Source organism: Streptomyces sp. NPDC059895 (assembly GCF_042731035.1).
Taxonomy (GTDB): domain Bacteria; phylum Actinomycetota; class Actinomycetes; order Streptomycetales; family Streptomycetaceae; genus Streptomyces.
Window position 1 is genome coordinate 1 of record NZ_JBHWKO010000008.1, and the last position, 16,743, is coordinate 16,743.

12 protein-coding genes are annotated in these 16,743 nt (G+C 73.8%); 2 read left to right on the forward strand and 10 right to left on the reverse strand.

Features of this window, described 5'->3' with window-relative positions; all coding sequences use genetic code 11:
• Positions 1-303: 303 nt before the first annotated feature.
• The 3 genes from ACFV9M_RS11830 to ACFV9M_RS11840 form a co-directional block, all read right to left on the reverse strand.
• The gene (locus ACFV9M_RS11830) at positions 304-1,740 is read right to left on the reverse strand and encodes an NAD(P)/FAD-dependent oxidoreductase (protein ID WP_385078237.1); all 1,437 of its coding nucleotides are present in this window, start codon (positions 1,738-1,740) and stop codon (positions 304-306) included.
• Positions 1,741-1,907: 167 nt separating this feature from the next.
• Positions 1,908-2,801 (reverse strand): TIGR01777 family oxidoreductase, encoded by an 894-nt coding sequence (locus tag ACFV9M_RS11835; protein WP_385078239.1) that lies wholly within the window; start codon positions 2,799-2,801, stop codon positions 1,908-1,910.
• 216 nt (positions 2,802-3,017) lie between these two features.
• Positions 3,018-4,202, reverse strand: coding sequence for a MarP family serine protease (locus ACFV9M_RS11840; protein ID WP_385078242.1), 1,185 nt, complete (start codon positions 4,200-4,202; stop codon positions 3,018-3,020).
• Between the two features lie 279 nt (positions 4,203-4,481).
• Here ACFV9M_RS11840 and ACFV9M_RS11845 point away from each other — a divergent pair, with 279 nt between their 5' ends.
• Entirely contained in the window at positions 4,482-5,276 is a 795-nt protein-coding gene (locus tag ACFV9M_RS11845) for a peptidoglycan recognition protein (RefSeq protein WP_385078250.1), read from the forward strand.
• A gap of 77 nt (positions 5,277-5,353) precedes the next feature.
• Positions 5,354-5,638 (forward strand): hypothetical protein, encoded by a 285-nt coding sequence (locus ACFV9M_RS11850; RefSeq protein WP_385078245.1) that lies wholly within the window; start codon positions 5,354-5,356, stop codon positions 5,636-5,638.
• Positions 5,639-5,665: 27 nt separating this feature from the next.
• Here the strand turns inward: ACFV9M_RS11850 and ACFV9M_RS11855 are convergent, their stop codons facing one another.
• From ACFV9M_RS11855 to ACFV9M_RS11885, 7 genes are all read right to left on the reverse strand, one after another.
• Complete coding sequence (locus tag ACFV9M_RS11855) at positions 5,666-6,184, reverse strand: DUF4240 domain-containing protein (protein ID WP_385078253.1); 519 nt, start codon at positions 6,182-6,184, stop codon at positions 5,666-5,668.
• Positions 6,185-6,450: 266 nt separating this feature from the next.
• Entirely contained in the window at positions 6,451-7,443 is a 993-nt protein-coding gene (locus ACFV9M_RS11860) for a helix-turn-helix transcriptional regulator (protein WP_385078247.1), read from the reverse strand.
• 138 nt (positions 7,444-7,581) lie between these two features.
• Entirely contained in the window at positions 7,582-10,284 is a 2,703-nt protein-coding gene (gene aceE / locus ACFV9M_RS11865; RefSeq protein WP_385079678.1) for a pyruvate dehydrogenase (acetyl-transferring), homodimeric type, read from the reverse strand.
• A gap of 395 nt (positions 10,285-10,679) precedes the next feature.
• Entirely contained in the window at positions 10,680-11,312 is a 633-nt protein-coding gene (locus ACFV9M_RS11870) for a GntR family transcriptional regulator (RefSeq protein ID WP_385079681.1), read from the reverse strand.
• Between the two features lie 268 nt (positions 11,313-11,580).
• On the reverse strand, positions 11,581-13,317 hold the full coding sequence (gene sucB / locus ACFV9M_RS11875; protein ID WP_385102405.1) for a 2-oxoglutarate dehydrogenase, E2 component, dihydrolipoamide succinyltransferase: 1,737 nt from the start codon (positions 13,315-13,317) through the stop codon (positions 11,581-11,583).
• A gap of 70 nt (positions 13,318-13,387) precedes the next feature.
• On the reverse strand, positions 13,388-14,776 hold the full coding sequence (gene lpdA, locus ACFV9M_RS11880) for a dihydrolipoyl dehydrogenase (protein ID WP_385072572.1): 1,389 nt from the start codon (positions 14,774-14,776) through the stop codon (positions 13,388-13,390).
• A gap of 303 nt (positions 14,777-15,079) precedes the next feature.
• Positions 15,080-16,621, reverse strand: coding sequence for a leucyl aminopeptidase (locus ACFV9M_RS11885; protein WP_385072569.1), 1,542 nt, complete (start codon positions 16,619-16,621; stop codon positions 15,080-15,082).
• Positions 16,622-16,743: the final 122 nt, after the last annotated feature.

Consider the following 16,743-nt stretch of genomic DNA (forward strand, 5'->3'; position numbering starts at 1 on the left):
TGCGCCGCCCCCGGCGGCCTTGCGCCGCCCCCGGCGGCCTTGCGCCGCCCCCGGCGGCCTTGCGCCGCCCCCGGCGGCCTTGCGCCGCCCCCGGCGGCCTTGCGCCGCCCCCGGCCGCCTTGGGCCCCCTGGGCGGTCCCACGGCCGCTCCCTGGCGGCCTCACGCCACCCCCGGTCGCCTTGGGTCACCCCCTGGCGGCCCCACGCCGCTCCCTCCCAGCAGTCTCACGCCACCCCCAGCAGTCTCACGCCACCCCCAGCCGCCTCACGCCACCCCCGGCCGTCTCACGCCACCCCCGGCCGTCACGCCGCCCTGCGCACGGTCGGGAGGGGATCCGCGGCGTGCATCGGGCTTGCGGCGCCGAGGTCGGACAGGATCGCCGCCGACGCGCGGTGCGCCGAGTGGAGGGCGCCCTGCACGGTGCTGGTGTCGCGGTGGTCGCCGCAGACGTAGAGGCCCGCCAGCAGGCGTACCGGGCGGCGCAGGTCGTGCGGGGCGCGCATGGTGGGGACGGCCTCGGGGGTGTGGTGCACGGCCAGCGTCTCCCAGCGGGTGGTCGAGGTGCCGTAGAGGCGGGAGAGGTGCATACGGACCGCGGTGTCCACGCCGGGCGGGGGGGTGCCGAGGACCGTGGACGAGACCAGGGTGCGGCCGGCCGGGGCGCGGCTCGGGTCGACGCGGCTGGTCACCGTCGTGTGGGCGACGGGGCCGCCGCGGTCGGCGTCCAGGAGCAGCGAGGCGCCGGTCGACGGCGGCTCGTCGGTGGTGTGGTGCAGGACCGTCACCGGGTGGAAGTCGGGCACCCGCAGCCCGGGCAGCAGTTCGGCGGCCGTGCGCGCGTCGGTGGCGACCAACACCGCGCGACAGCGGAACGTGCCGTGCTCGGCGGTGGTCACCGAGGTCGTGGAGACCGAGGTGACCCGCACCCCGGTGTGCACGGTGCCCGGCGGCAGGGTCCGCGCGAGCAGTTCCGGCAGCACCTCGGCCCCGCCCTCCGGCAGACACAGCCGCCCGGCCGCGAAGGCGCGCAGCGCGAGGTCCGCGCACCGGCTCGAGGTGGTGAGGTCCGGGTCGCAGAGCAGGGCGGCGAGCAGGGGCCGCAGGAAGCCGTCGATCGTGCGGGCGGGCAGCCCGCGGGCGGCGAGGGCCTCGGCGGCCGGCACCTCGCGGCGGCGCAGCAGCCGTTCGGCGGGGGTGGCCGCGAGCCGGGTCAGTGCCGCACCGAGCCGGGCCTGGTCCACGGCGGTGCCCAGCGGGGCGCCCGCCCGGACGCGCGGCGGCACCCCCGTCTGCCAGGGTGCGCCCGGCCGCCTGCCGGGCAGCGCGACCGCGCGGGAGGCTCCGGCGCGCGACCTGGGCAGCGCCCCCGGCCGAGGGGCGCTCGCGAGAGCGCGTACGGCATGGAGTGCGCCCCTCGCGCCTCCCGCGCCCGCTTGTGCGCCCGCGCGGTGGTGGCGCCCGTCGCTGTGCAGCAGCACCCCGGGGGCGAACGGGCGCAGGACGAGCGCGTCCAGTCCCGGGGTCAGCGCCAGTTCGGGATACGCCGTGGACAGCAGCTGTCCGACGCGGTCGAGCCGGAAGCCGTCGACCTTCTCGGTCGCCATCCGGCCCCCCACGCAGGGGGCGGCCTCCAGGACCACCGTCGTCACTCCTGCGCTGTTCAGCCGTTGGGCCGCGGAGAGGCCGGCGACCCCGGCTCCCACCACGACGACGTCTGCCTGGTACGTGGGCTCAAGCACGTGCCCCTCCTCGCCTCGAGGTTGCGCGGCCGATGGAGACGTGATGCCCCCATCGGGCGTCCGGAATACCCGAGTTCGGATCGAGGGTAGGGCCGTGATCGGTCGGGAACAGTCGCGCATGGGCAGGGCACGGTCGCACAGCGGTCGCATGCGGTCCCGGTGGGGTGTCAGGCGGCCTGCAGGGCGTCCTCGATCCCGGGGAACGCGAAGGTGAACCCCGACGCCAGCAGTCGCTCGGGCACCACCCGCGCACTGCCCAGCACATCCCCGGCCATCTCGCCGAGCACCGTCCGCAGCACCGGCGCCGGCACCGGGAACAGGGTCGGACGGTGCAGCACCCGCCCCATCGCGGCGGTGATCTCGCGGTTCCTCAGCGGCTCGGGAGCGGTCAGGTTGAACGGCCCCGACAGGTCGTCGCGGTCCAGGAGGTGCCGGATCGCCGCGACCTCGTCGTGCAGCGAGATGTACGACCAGAACTGCCGCCCGTCACCCATCCGCCCGCCCAGGCCCGCCCGGAACAGCGGGAACAGCCGCCCCCACGCCCCGCCGCCCCGCGCCACGACCAGCCCGGTCCGGGGGAACACCGTCCGCACCCCCGCCTCCCGCGCCGGAGCCGCGGCCGCCTCCCACTCCACGCACAGCTCGGGCAGGAAGCCGCTCCCGGCGGGGGCGCTCTCGTCGACGACCCGGTCGCCGGTCTCGCCGTAGATGCCGATCGCGCTGCCGTTGACGAACACCCGCGGCCGCCGGTCCAGCGCGGCGACCGCCCGTGCGAGCGCCGCCGTCCCGTGCACCCGGCTGTCGTGGATGCGCTTCTTGTACTCCTCCGTCCAGCGCCGGTCGCCCACCCCGGCGCCCGCCAGGTTCACCACGGCGTCGCACCCGGCGAGCCCGGCCGTGTCCACCCGCCCCCGCTCGGGATCCCACCGCACCTCGTCGGAGCCCCGGGCCGCCCGGCGCACCAGGCGCACCACCTCGTGCCCGTCGGCGGTCAGGGACCGCACCAGGGCGCTGCCGATGAGACCGGACGCGCCGGCCACCGCGATTCGCGAACGTTCCATGCCGCCATCCTGCCCGCCGGCCCCGGCGAACCCCGGCCGGGACCCGCGGCCCGGGCCGTGGGGTGACACTCATGCCGGCCCTGTGACCCGCCCACGGCTACGGCGGCCTACGCGGGCTACGGCGGCCTACGCGGGCTACGGCGGCCTACGGCGGCCTACGGCGGGCTACGACGTGACCGACGGGCTGATCGACGGGCTATGACGTGCCACGACGGGCTACGACGTGACCGGCTCGCCCGTGTCCACCGCGGCCGTCGCCGTCGCCGCCCGCTCCGCGTCGCCGGCGACCTCGGCGGCCGTCAGCACATAACCCGTCTCGTCGTCCGAGGTGGAGCGGGCGAAGACGACGCCGTACACCCGGCCGTCGGTGGTCAGCAGCGGACCGCCGGAGTTGCCGGGGCGGACGAGGGAACGGATCGTGTGGATCTCCCGGGTGACGGTGGCGTCGTTGTGGATGTTCCGGCCGGTCGCCTCGACCCGGCCCGCGACGGTCGCCGCCCTGAGGTCGAGGTCGCCGTCCTGCGGATACCCGGCGACGACCGCGGCGTCCCCGCGGGAGGCCGTGTCGTCGAACCGCAGCACCGGCGCACGCAGCCCGGCCACGTACAGCACGGCCACGTCCCTGTCCGGGTCGAACAGCACCACCCGCGCCGTGTAGGACCGGCCCACGCCGCCGACCCGCACGGTCGGCTCGTCCATGCCGGCCACCACATGGGCGTTGGTCATCACCCGCTCCCGCGCGTACACGAACCCGCTGCCCTCACGGCCCTGACCGCCCGAGACGCCCTCGACCTTCACCGTGCTCAGCCTGGCCGCGTTCGTCGCGCTCGCCGTGACACTGTCGCCGGTGGGCTCGGCGACCCGGGCCGTCGACTCGTTCTCGAAGGGGTTGAAGACCTGCGGGAAACCCGCCTCGGTCAGCGCGGACGTGGCCCGCGAGAACCACCCCGGAGTGGTCTCCGGCATCGTCTCCTGCACCGCTCCCAGCAGCCGGGAGTCCCGGATCGCCGACGTCACGACGGCCGACGAGGACGCGCCCAGCACGCTCGCCGCCACCCACGCCACGATCAGCACCGCCACCGCGTTGGCCGCCGCGCCGCCGACCCCGTCCGCCACCCGCAGCGGCCCCCGGTCCAGCTCCCGGCGCAGCCGCAGCGCCAGCCGCCCCGCCAGTTCGTGCCCCACCGCCGCCGGGGCCAGCACCGTCAGGACCGCGGTGACCGTGGCCGCCGTGGTCCCGGCCGTCACCAGGTCCATCACCCACGGCAGCACCCACACGCCGACCACCGCGCCGCCCACGAACCCGGCCAGCGAGACGCAGCCGGCCACCAGACCGCGCCGGTACCCGGAGCCGGCGTACGCCAGGGCCACCAGCACCAGCAGGATGTCGAGCAGGTCCACTCGGCCGCCTTCCTCTCGGACCCTCCAGTACGTACGGGACGGCCCCGGTGATCAGCTGTGCGTCGCCCGCACCCGCGTGACCGGCCGGACCGGCCCCGCGTGCTCGTACCCCGAGAACGCCGCGGAACGGGACGTCGGTTCCGCCAGGTGGCACAGCACACATCGCGGGCGCGGCGGAACCGGCCGACAGTGGGGACCATGCGTGCCCTCCGACAGGTCCTCCGCCGCGCGCGGGAGACGCGGGCCCGGCGCCCGGTAGTGGTGCCGGGCCCCCTGCTCGTGCTCCTGGCCTGCCTGCCCGGCCTCTCCGCCGGCGCGGCCCTGGCGCTGTGCGCGCACGGGGTGGAGCACGCCGCCACGACGGCCCTGGCCACCCGCACCGCACAGCCGGCCGGGAACCGCCCCGCGAACCCGCACACCGCCGCCCGGCCCCGCATCGTGCCCCGCGCGGCCTGGCTGGCCGAGCTCGCACGGCGCGCGCAGCCGCCCCCGCGCTACGACGACCGGGTCGTCGCCGTGTTCGTCCACCACACCGACTCGCCCAACGGCTACGACTGCGCCGACGCACCCCGCATCATCCGCCACCTGTACGCGGGCCAGACCGGCGTCCGGGACTGGGACGACATCGGCTACAACTTCATCGTCGACCGCTGCGGCACCGTCTACGAGGGCCGGGCCGGCGGCCTCGACCGCCCCGTCACCGGCGCGCACACCCAGGGCTTCAACCACCGCACGGCCGGCATCGCCGCGCTCGGCACCTTCACCGCGGGCATGCCGGTCCCGCAGGCGATGGTCGACGCGATCGCCGCCGTCGCCGCCTGGAAACTCGGCCTCTCCGGCGTCGACCCGCGCGCCGACGTCCGTCTGACCTCCAGCAACAGCCACAGCCGGTACGCCGCCGGAGCCACCGCGGCCCTGCCCGCCCTCGCCGGGCACAAGGACGGCTTCATGACGAGCTGCCCCGGCGCGGCCCTCAGCGCCCGCCTGCCGGAGATCCGGGAGACGGCCGCCCGGTTGCAGGGCAGGACGGCCAGGGCGGCCCGCACGGCCCGCACGTTCACAGGAATGCCTTAGACGGCGTTCAGACTCCTCCCATCACCGCCCCCTACCGTCGAGTACGACACGAACCGAACCGACTGGAGGCGGGGAACATGAACAGCAGTCGCACGGACGGCGGTCACACGGACAGCACGCGGACGACCGCCACGCGGACGACCGCCGGGACCGTCGCGCGGGACACCGCCTGGACCCGGGCCGTCCGCAGCCCTTGGACGGTGGTCTGCGCCGTCGCCGCGGTCGTCCTGGGGCCGGCCGCGGCCACCGCGTCCGCCCTGGAGCAGGCCAACAAGGCGCCGCTGCACCACACCGCCGAGGCCACCCAGCAGCAGGCGTACATCCCGGCGGACACCACCACCCGCCGCCGCGCCGCGGCCTGAACCGGCCCCGCCCGGCCGCCCGGGGACTCACTCCTTGAAGCGCTCCCACAGCCGCGGATACCGCTCGGCGAGCGCCCGCTCCTGCTCGAAGTCGACCGGCGTGCCCTCGGGCTCCGCCGGGGCGGGCGCGATCCCCAGGTCCGGGGCGACGGTCCCGGTGAGCTGCTCGTAGGCCTCGTCGGCCGCGTAGCCCAGCTCCTCGCCGTCGCCGTCGATCTCCTCGTCGAAGTCGCCCAGCAGGTCCGCGAGCGCGTCCGGATCGTGCACGGCCCCCTCGTAGACCTCCCGGCCCTGCCCGATGAGCCAGCACCGGAAGTAGTCGAAGGCGTCGTCGCTGGCACCGTCGAGCAGCACCCAGGCGGCGCCCCAGAGGTCCCAGGTGTACGCGCGGTTGTAACGGGCCTCGAAGTGACGGGCGAAGTCCAGGACCATGTCCGGTTCCAGCCGCAGGAGCCGGTCCACGAGCAGGTCGGCCTGTTCCTCGGGGTCACCCTCGGCGTTCTCACGCGTGGCGTCGACCAGCTCCCAGAACTCCGTCTCGTCCATCACGCGTCCCAGCATCCTGCCTGCACGGGCACCCCGCACCCGGAGTGCCCACACCCACCGCACCCGGAACCACCCCGCCCAGCGGGGCCGTTCCGCCGGATCCTCCGGCCGCCCCCCCGCCCAGCGGGGCCGTTCCGCCGGATCCTCCGGCCGCCCCCCCGCCCAGCGGGGCCCCTCTGCCAGATCCGCCGGCCGCCACCCGCCCGGCCGGACCGCTCAGGCTGATCCGCAGGCCCGTGGGGCGGCGCACCCGCGCGGACGCGCCGTCAGTCGTACAGCCGTGCCCACCGTGCCGCGTCCTCGGTGAAGCGGTGCCGCAGGGACGGCGGGCAGAGCACCTCGGCCTCCGGGCCCAGCGCGGTGAGCTGGGCGTGGGCCACCTCCTCGGACTCCACGCGCAGCACGACCGTCACCCGGCCGGCCGCGTCGGGCTCCCCGGTGCCGGCCAGGGCGTCCCGGGCCGCCGCAGGGTCCACGGCGTGCGGCAGCCTCCGTACGCCGGTCTCCGACAGCCGTACGACCACCTCCGTCCGGAGGATCGACCGGGCGAACCGCTCGGCCTGGTCGGCCCAGTGGGCCGGCAGATCGAAGCCCTCGTCCCGGGCGAAACGATCCTCCGGCGCCTTCAGCGGCTCCACCCCGGTGAACCGGTCGATCCGGTACGTCCGGAAGGACCCGGCGCCCGCGACCCGCGCACACAGGTACCAGACGCCCGCCTTGAGCACGAGCCCGTACGGTTCCAGCTCCCGCGCCACCTCCCGCCGACGCTCCCCCTCACCCCGCCGGTACCGGGCCCGGATCCGCCGGTCGTCCCAGACCGCCTCCGCGACCACCGGCAGCAGCTCGGGTGTGCGCGGCTCCTGGAACCAGCCCGGCGCGTCCAGGTGGAACCGCTGCGCGGCCGTGCGCGGGGCGTCGCGGAGGGAGGGCACCAGCGCGGCGGACACCTTCAGCCGGGCGGCCGACGCCGCGTCCCCCAGCCCCATCTCCCGCAGCGCCCCCGGCACCCCGCTCAGGAACAGCGCCTCGGCCTCACCGCGGGCCAGCCCGGTCAGCCCCGTCCGGTAACCCCCCACCAGCCGGTAGCCCCCGGCCCGCCCCCGCTCGGCGTACACCGGTACGCCCGCCTCCGACAGCGCCTGGGCGTCCCGGGCGACCGTCCGCTGCGACACCTCCAGCTCGCGCGCCAGCTCGGCGGCGGTCAGGGAGGACCGGGACTGGAGCAGGAGCACCATCTTGATCAGCCGGGCCGCACGCATGGGTTCATGATGCCGGGGCCCACCGACACGGAAACGGGGAAGGGGTACGGCGGCCGCCGTACCCCTTCCCCGGAACCTCGGGAACCTCGGGAACCTCGGGATTCCCGGGAATCCCGAGGTTCCCGGGAATCCCAGTGACTACAGCCCGTACTTCTCCCGGGCCTCCTTCACCGCCGTCGCCTTGACCTCGCCGCGCCTCGCGAGCTGGGCCAGGGCCGCGACGACGACCGACTGCGCGTCGACGCCGAAGTGACGGCGGGCCGCCTCACGGGTGTCCGACAGACCGAAGCCGTCGGCGCCCAGCGACGAGTAGTCCTGCTCGACCCACTGCGCGATCTGGTCCGGGACCTGCCGCATGTAGTCGGAGACCGCCAGCACCGGGCCCTCGGCGCCCTGGAGCGCCTGACGGAGGTACGGCACCCGCTCCTCGCCGCGCAGCAGGGCCGCGTCGGCCTCCAGCGCGTCGCGGCGCAGCTCGGTCCAGGAGGTCGCGGACCACACGTCGGCGGCCACGCCCCACTCCTCGGCGAGCAGCCTCTGCGCCTCCAGCACCCAGTGGATCGCCGTACCGGAGCCCAGCAGCTGGATCCGCGGGGCGTTGGCGGCCGGGGCGAGCGCCGCCGACTCCGCCGTGTTGAAGCGGTACAGGCCCTTGACGATGCCCTCGTCGATGCCGAGGCCGGACGGCTTCGCCGGCTGCGGCATCGGCTCGTTGTAGACGGTCAGGTAGTAGAAGACGTTCGGGTCCTCGCCCGGGGCCGCCTCGCCGTACATGCGGCGCAGACCGTCCTTGACGATGACGGCGATCTCGTACGCGAACGCCGGGTCGTACGTCAGCGAGGCCGGGTTGGTCGCGGCGATGACGGGGGAGTGGCCGTCGGCGTGCTGGAGGCCCTCACCGGTCAGCGTGGTGCGGCCGGCGGTGGCGCCGACGAGGAAGCCGCGGCCGAGCTGGTCGCCGAGCTGCCACATCTGGTCGGCCGTGCGCTGCCAGCCGAACATCGAGTAGAAGATGTAGAACGGGATCATCGTCTCGCCGTGCGTCGCGTACGACGTCGAGGCGGCGATGAAGTCGGCCATCGAACCGGCCTCGGTGATCCCCTCGTTGAGGATCTGGCCGTTCTTGGCCTCCTTGTAGTACATCAGCTGGTCGCGGTCGACCGGCTCGTACGTCTGGCCCTTGGGCGAGTAGATGCCCAGGGACGGGAAGAGGCTCTCCATGCCGAAGGTGCGCGCCTCGTCGGGGACGATCGGCACCCAGCGCTTGCCGGTCTCCTTGTCGCGGACCAGGTCCTTGACCAGGCGGACGAAGGCCATCGTGGTCGCCACGCTCTGCGAGCCGGAGCCCTTGTCGAAGGAGGCGAAGGCCTTCTCCGCCGGGGCGGGCAGCGGGGCGACGGGGTGCACGCGGCGGGCCGGGGCCGGGCCGCCGAGGGCCGCGCGGCGCTCCTGGAGGTAGCGGACCTCGGGGGAGTCGGCGCCCGGGTGGCCGTAGGGGACCACGCCGTCGACGAACTGGCTGTCCGAGATCGGCAGCTCCAGCAGGTCGCGCATGGTCTTGAACTCGTCCACCGTCAGCTTCTTCATCTGGTGGTTGGCGTTCTTCGACGCGAAGCCCTCGCCGAGGGTGTGGCCCTTGACGGTCTGCGCCAGGATCACGGTCGGCGCGCCCTTGTGCGCCAGGGCGGCACGGTAGGCGGCGTAGACCTTGCGCGCCTCGTGGCCACCGCGGGAGAGGTGGAAGCACTCGAGGATCTTGTCGTCGCTCAGCAGCTTCGCCATCTCGACGAGCGCCGGGTCGGCGCCGAAGAAGTCCTGGCGGATGTAGGCGGCGTCACGGGTCTGGTACGTCTGCACCTGCGCGTCGGGTACCTCGCGCAGGCGGCGTACGAGCGCGCCCGTGGTGTCGAGCCGGAACAGCTCGTCCCAGGCCGTGCCCCACAGCGTCTTGACCACGTTCCAGCCGGCGCCGCGGAACTGCGCCTCCAGCTCCTGCACGATCTTGAAGTTCGCGCGGACCGGGCCGTCGAGGCGCTGGAGGTTGCAGTTGATGACGAAGGTGAGGTTGTCGAGTTCCTCGCGGGCGGCGAGCGCGAGGGCCGCCGTCGACTCGGGCTCGTCCATCTCGCCGTCGCCGAGGAACGCCCACACGTGGGAGGCGGAGACGTCCTTGATGCCGCGGTTGGTCAGGTAGCGGTTGAAGCGCGCCTGGTAGATCGCGGAGAGCGGGCCGAGGCCCATCGACACCGTCGGGAACTCCCACAGCCAGGGCAGCCGCCGCGGGTGCGGGTACGACGGGAGGCCGTTGCCGCCCGCCTCCCGGCGGAAGTTGTCCAGGTGGCTCTCGTTCAGCCGGCCGTCGAGGAAGGCGCGGGCGTAGATGCCGGGGGAGGCGTGGCCCTGGATGTAGAGCTGGTCGCCCGAACCGTCGGCCTCCTTGCCCCGGAAGAAGTGGTTGAAGCCGGTCTCGTACAGCCAGGCGGCGGAGGCGAAGGTGGCGATGTGGCCGCCGACGCCGTATTTGGAGCCGCGGGTGACCATCGCGGCCGCGTTCCAGCGGTTCCAGGCGGTGATCCGGGTCTCCATCGCCTCGTCACCCGGTACGGCGGGCTCGGCGGCGGTGGGGATGGTGTTGACGTAGTCGGTCTCGAGGAGCTTGGGCAGCGCGATGCCGTTGCCCTCGGCACGCTCCAGCGTGCGGCGCATCAGGTACGCGGCACGGTGCGGCCCTGCCGCCTTGGCGACCGCGTCCAGTGAGGCCTGCCATTCGGCGGTCTCCTCCGGGTCCCGGTCGGGAAGCTGGTCGAGCGCGCTCGGCTGGATGGCGTTGGGGTCGGTCATGTCGCCGCCTTCCTCAGTCGAAGGGGGTTCCCTCATCTGCAAGGGTTCGGGGGTGCCCTAGGTCTTTGGCAGGACAGGGCTGGGGCTTGGGTGGCAAGCCCGTCGGTGACTGTAACCCCCTGATCGATGATCGATCAAAGGGTTGAGGGACAAAATCTCTCGATAACGAGAAAATAGGCACGCGGTGCCTTCCGCGGTGGCACCGGGTGACGCCGAAATCGGCTGTTTTCGCAGGTGGGGCGCCGTCTGAGCGCGGGCGCGCTCCGGTGTTCCCCGGGGTGTCCCGGGGTTCCCCGGGGTGTCCCGGGGTTCCCCGGGGTGTCCCGGGGTTCCCCGGGGTGTCCCGGGGTTCCCCGGGGTGTCCCGGGGTTCCCCGGGGGCGTCCAAGGCCCCGCCTACTCGCCCCCGTGCCGCGGTGCGCAGCCCAGGACGTGGGCCTTCACCAGTTCCGCGATCCTCGGGTCGCGCCGGCGGAACGCCTGCACCAGCTCCTCGTGCTCCTCCGCGTACGACTGCTGGACCGTCCCCAGCCAGCGGATCGACAGGGCGGTGAAGACCTCGATGCCCAGGCCCTCCCAGGTGTGCAGCAGGACGGAGTTGCCCGCCGCCCGGACCAGCTCGCGGTGGAAGGCCACGGTGTGCCGCACCTGGGCCGTGCCGTCCGACGCGAGGTCCGCCTCGTACAGCGCGGCCACGTGCGGTTCCAGCGCCGAGCAGTCCTGCGCCAGCCGCTGGGCCGCCAGCTCCGCCGCGATCGCCTCCAGACCGGCCCGGACCGGATAGCTCTCCTCCAGGTCGGCCGCGGTCAGGTTCCGCACCCGTACGCCCTTGTTCGGCGCGGACTCGATCAGCCGCAGCGACTCCAGCTCGCGCAGCGCCTCCCGCACCGGCGTCTGGCTGACCTCCAGCTCGGTGGCGATCCGCCGCTCCACGATCCGCTCGCCCGGCTTCCAGCGCCCGCTGACGATCCCCTCCACGATGTGCTCGCGGATCTGTTCGCGCAGCGAGTGGACGACGGGCGCGGTCATGAGGGCTCCTTAGGGAGGGGCCGCCCATCGGCCCCTAGGGCGTTTGACGTTTAGACAATACGGCCGACGGCTGCTCCCGGAGGGGCGCCGGCGGCGCTTTCCCGCAGGTGAGACGAGACTTACACGCCCCCGAAACGCGCGGAGCCCCCGTCCGGGAGGCCCGAGGGCTCCGAACGGGGGCGCCGTACAGACGTACAGCCGTACGGCCAGGAGGCGTGCCGCGCGATCCCGACGTCGTCGGGGTCCCGGCCCGGGGAGGGCCGACGGGTCAGAGGCCGAGCTCGACCTCGAACTCGCCCGCCTCCAGGATCGCCTTGACCGCGGTCAGGTAACGCGCGGCGTCGGCGCCGTCCACCAGACGGTGGTCGTAGGACAGGGTCAGGTACGTCATGTCGCGGACGCCGATGACCGTGCCCTCCTCCGTCTCGATGACGGCCGGACGCTTGACCGTGGCACCGATGCCCAGGATCGCGACCTGGCCCGGCGGCACGATGATCGTGTCGAAGAGCGCACCGCGCGAACCGGTGTTGGAGATGGTGAAGGTCGCGCCGGCCAGCTCGTCCGGGCTGATCCGGCTCGCCCGGACCTTGCCCGCGAGGTCGGCCGTGGCCTTGGCGATCCCGGCGATGTTCAGGTCGCCGGCGCCCTTGATGACCGGGGTCATCAGGCCCTTCTCGGAGTCCACCGCGATACCGATGTTCTCGGAGTCGAAGTAGGTGATCGTGCCCTCGGCCTCGTTGATCTTGGCGTTGATGACCGGGTGGGCCTTCAGCGCCTGGGCCGCCGCCTTCACGAAGAACGGCATCGGGGAGAGCTTGACGCCCTCGCGCGCGGCGAAGGAGTCCTTGGCCTGGGCGCGCAGGCGCATCAGGCGGGTGACGTCCACCTCGACGACCGAGGACAGCTGGGCCTGCTCGTGCAGGGCCTTGACCATGTTGTCGCCGATGACCTTGCGGATGCGCGGCATCTTGACGGTCTGGCCGCGCAGCGGGGAGGCCTCGAGCTTCGGCGCCTTCTTCGCGGTGGCCGGAGCGGCCGCGGCCGGAGCCGGGACGGCGGCGGCGGCCTTCGCGGCCTCGGCGGCGGCGACGACGTCCTGCTTGCGGATGCGGCCGCCGACGCCGGTGCCCTTGACGGAGGCCAGGTCGACGCCGTTCTCGGCGGCGAGCTTGCGCACCAGCGGGGTGACGTAGGCGCCCTCGTCGGTGGCCTGCGCGGCGACGGGCGCCGGAGCGGCCGGAGCCGGGGTGACCGGGGCCGGAGCGGCCGGAGCGGGCGCCGGGGCGGCCGGGGCGGGGGCAGCGGCGGCGGGCGCCGGAGCCGGGGCCGCGGGGGCCGGAGCCGGAGCCGCGGGGGCCGGGGCGGCCGCCGGAGCGGCACCCGGAGCGCCGATGACGGCGAGCTTGGCGCCGACCTCGGCGGTCTCGTCCTCGCCGACCGTGATCTCGAGCAGCACACCGGAGGTGGGCGCCGGGATCTCGGTGTCGACCTTGTCGGTGGAGACCTCGAGCAGCGGCTCGTCGGCCTCGACGCTGTCACCGACCGACTTCAGCCAGCGGGTGACGGTGCCCTCGGTGACGGACTCGCCGAGCGCGGGCAGGACGACGTCCGTGCCCTCGGCGGAACCGGCGCCGGCGGCGGCCTCGGCGGTGGGAGCCGGGGCCGGGGCGGCCTGCTCGGCGGACGGCTGGGCGGCCGGGGCCGGCTCGGGAGCCGGCGGGGCCACCGCTTCGGCGGCCGGAGCGGGAGCGGCGGCCGGGGCACCGGTGCCGTCGTCGATGAGGGCCAGCTCGGCGCCGACCTCGACGGTCTCGTCCTCGGCGACCTTGATGGAGGCCAGGATGCCGGCGACGGGCGAGGGGATCTCGGTGTCGACCTTGTCGGTCGACACCTCCAGCAGCGGCTCGTCAGCCTCGACGCGCTCGCCCTCGGCCTTCAGCCAGCGGGTGACAGTGCCCTCGGTGACGCTCTCGCCGAGCGCCGGAAGGGTTACGGAAACCGCCATGGTTTCGGTTGCTCCTTACGAATTGCGGAAGTCTGTGTCGTCGCTTCGACGTGTTTCGACCGAGGGTCAGTCAGTCGTGCGAGTGGAGGGGCTTGCCCGCCAGGGCCAGGTGGGCCTCGCCGAGCGCCTCGTTCTGCGTCGGGTGGGCGTGGATGAGCTGGGCCACCTCGGCCGGCAGCGCCTCCCAGTTGTAGATCAGCTGGGCCTCGCCGACCTGCTCGCCCATGCGGTCGCCGACCATGTGGACGCCGACCACGGCACCGTCCTTGACCTGGACGAGCTTGATCTCGCCCGAGGTGTTCAGGATCTTGCTCTTGCCGTTGCCCGCCAGGTTGTACTTCAGAGCGACGACCTTGTCCGCGCCGTAGATCTCCTTGGCCTTGGCCTCGGTGATGCCCACGGAGGCGACCTCGGGGTGGCAGTACGTCACCCGCGGGACACCGTCGTAGTCGATCGGGACGGTCTTCAGACCGGCCAGGCGCTCCGCCACCAGGATGCCCTCGGCGAAGCCGACGTGCGCGAGCTGGAGCGTCGGGACCAGGTCGCCGACGGCGGAGACGGTGGGGACGTTCGTCCGCATGTACTCGTCGACCAGGACGTAGCCGCGGTCCATCGCGACGCCCTGCTCCTCGTAGCCGAGACCGGCCGAGACGGGCCCGCGGCCCACCGCGACCAGCAGCACCTCGGCCTCGAACTCCTTGCCGTCGGCCAGGGTGACCTTGACGCCGTCGGCGGTGTACTCGGCCTTCGAGAAGAAGGTGCCCAGGTTGAACTTGATGCCGCGCTTGCGGAAGGCGCGCTCAAGAAGCTTGGAGGAGTTCTCGTCCTCGACCGGGACGAGGTGCTTCAGGCCCTCGATGACGGTGACGTCCGAGCCGAACGACTTCCACGCGGAGGCGAACTCCACGCCGATGACACCGCCGCCCAGGATGATCGCGGACTTCGGCACGCGGTCCAGGACGAGGGCGTGGTCGGAGGAGATGATCCGGTTGCCGTCGATCTCCAGGCCCGGCAGCGACTTCGGCACGGAGCCGGTCGCCAGGAGCACGTGGCGGCCCTGGATCCGCCGGCCGTTCACGTCGACGGAGGTGGGGGAGGACAGCCGGCCCTCACCCTCGATGTACGTCACCTTGCGGGAGGCGACGAGACCCTGGAGGCCCTTGTACAGGCCGGAGATCACGCCGTCCTTGTACTTGTGGACCCCGGCGATGTCGATGCCCTCGAAAGTGGCCTTCACGCCGAACTGCTCGCTCTCGCGGGCCTGGTCGGCGACCTCCCCCGCGTGCAGCAGGGCCTTGGTGGGGATGCAACCCCGGTGCAGGCAGGTGCCGCCGACCTTGTCCTTCTCGATCAGGGCGACGTCCAGGCCCAGCTGGGCCCCGCGCAGGGCCGCGGCGTAACCACCGCTACCACCGCCGAGGATCACTAGGTCGAAAACGGTGCTGGCGTCGTTCGCCACGTCACGTCCTCCATGCATGTGCGCCACGCCGGTCGTCGGTGACCGGTCGGCGGCTGGTGTCCGGCCGCTCTACGTTCGGCCCTGTGGTGGGGCCCTGTCCTGCCGAGCCCCATCTTCGCACCTGTGGGAGGCGTACGGGACGCGGGGCCGGGGTGTGAGACGCCCCACGCTCACCTGTGACGGCGGGAAGCGGTCCCGCCCGGGGCCGCGGGGAACCGCGCGACCAGCCACATACGGTCCGCACCCGCTGCACAACGGACACGAGCCGAGTGATCAGGCGCACAGTCCCCCGCTCCGGAGGAACTAGCCGAGATCGCCCGCGGCGGTCAGTTCGGCGAGCCGCACCAGCGTCCGCACGGCCGTACCGGTGCCGCCCTTGGGCGTGTAGCCGAAGGGACCGCCCTCGTTGAACGCCGGGCCGGCGATGTCCAGGTGCGCCCAGGTGATCCCCTCGCCCACGAACTCCCGCAGGAAGAGGCCGGCGACCAGCCCGCCGCCCATCCGCTCACCCATGTTGGCGATGTCGGCGACGGAGGAGTCCATGCCCTTGCGCAGGTGCTCGGGCAGCGGCATGGGCCAGGCCGGCTCCCCGACCTCCTCCGCGGCCTCGAACACCGTGGAGCGGAACGCGTCGTCGTTCGCCATGATCCCGAACGTGCGGTTGCCCAGCGCCAGCATCATCGCGCCGGTCAGCGTGGCGACGTCCACGATGGCGTCCGGCCTCTCCTGGGAGGCGGCCCACAGCGCGTCGGCGAGCACCAGCCGGCCCTCGGCGTCGGTGTTGAGGACCTCGACGGTCTTGCCGCTGTACATGCGCAGCACGTCACCGGGGCGGGTGGCGGAACCGGACGGCATGTTCTCGGCGAGCGCCAGCCAGCCGGTGACGTTCACCTCCAGGCCGATGCGCGCGGCGGCGACCACGGCCGCGAAGACGGCGGCCGCGCCGCTCATGTCGCACTTCATCGTCTCGTTGTGACCGGCCGGCTTCAGCGAGATGCCGCCCGAGTCGTAGGTGATGCCCTTGCCGACGAAGGCGAGGTGCTTCTTCGCCTTGGACGAGGTGTACGACAGCTTCACCAGGCGCGGGGCCGACGCGGAGCCGGCGCCGACGCCGAGGATGCCGCCGTAGCCGCCCTTGGCGAGGGCCTTCTCGTCCCAGACCTGCACCTTGATGCCGTGCTCCTTGGCCGCGGCCTGTGCGATGGCGGCGAAGGCCTGCGGGTCGAGGTCGTTCGGCGGCATGTTGATCAGGTCGCGGGCGCGGTTGAGCTCCTCGGCGACGGCGGCGGCGCGGGCGAGCGCGGCCTTGTGGGCGGCGTCGCGCGGCTTGCCGCCGAGCAGGACGGCCTCGGCGAGCGGCCCCTTGCCCTTCGCCGCCTTCGCGGCGTTCCCGGCGCTGTCCTTGTAGGTGTCGAAGGAGTACGCGCCGAGCACGACGCCCTCGGCGACCGCGCCGACACCGGCGCCGTCCGCCAGCGGCAGGGCGAAGGCGGCCTTCTTGTTCCCGCTCAGGGTGCGGGCGGCCACACCGGCCGCCCTGCGCAGGGCCTCGGCGTCGTAGGAGGTGTCCTTCCCGGGCTCCCCGCCCAGCCCCACCGCCAGCACGAGCGGTGCCTTGAAGCCGGCCGGGGCGGGCAGCTTCGTCACCTCGCCCTCGGCGCCGGTGGCGCCGAGGGTCTCCAGGACGCCGGCGAGCCGGCCGTCGTAGGCCTTGTCCACGGCTTCGGCGCCCGGGGCGACGACCAGGCCCCCGGAGCCGGGTGCAGTGCCCTTGGCGACACCGATCACGATCGCGTCGGCCCGCAGGCCGGGCGCCGCGGCGGTGCTGAGAGTGAGAGCAGTCACGGTGGTGAATTCTCGCTTCCGATGTGAAGTTGCTGTGGCCGGAAATGTGTGGGTCGACCGGACCCGACAGCCGACCCTGGATCCGGGTCGAGGGTGCGGTCGCAACCGGGGCCGGCCGCACC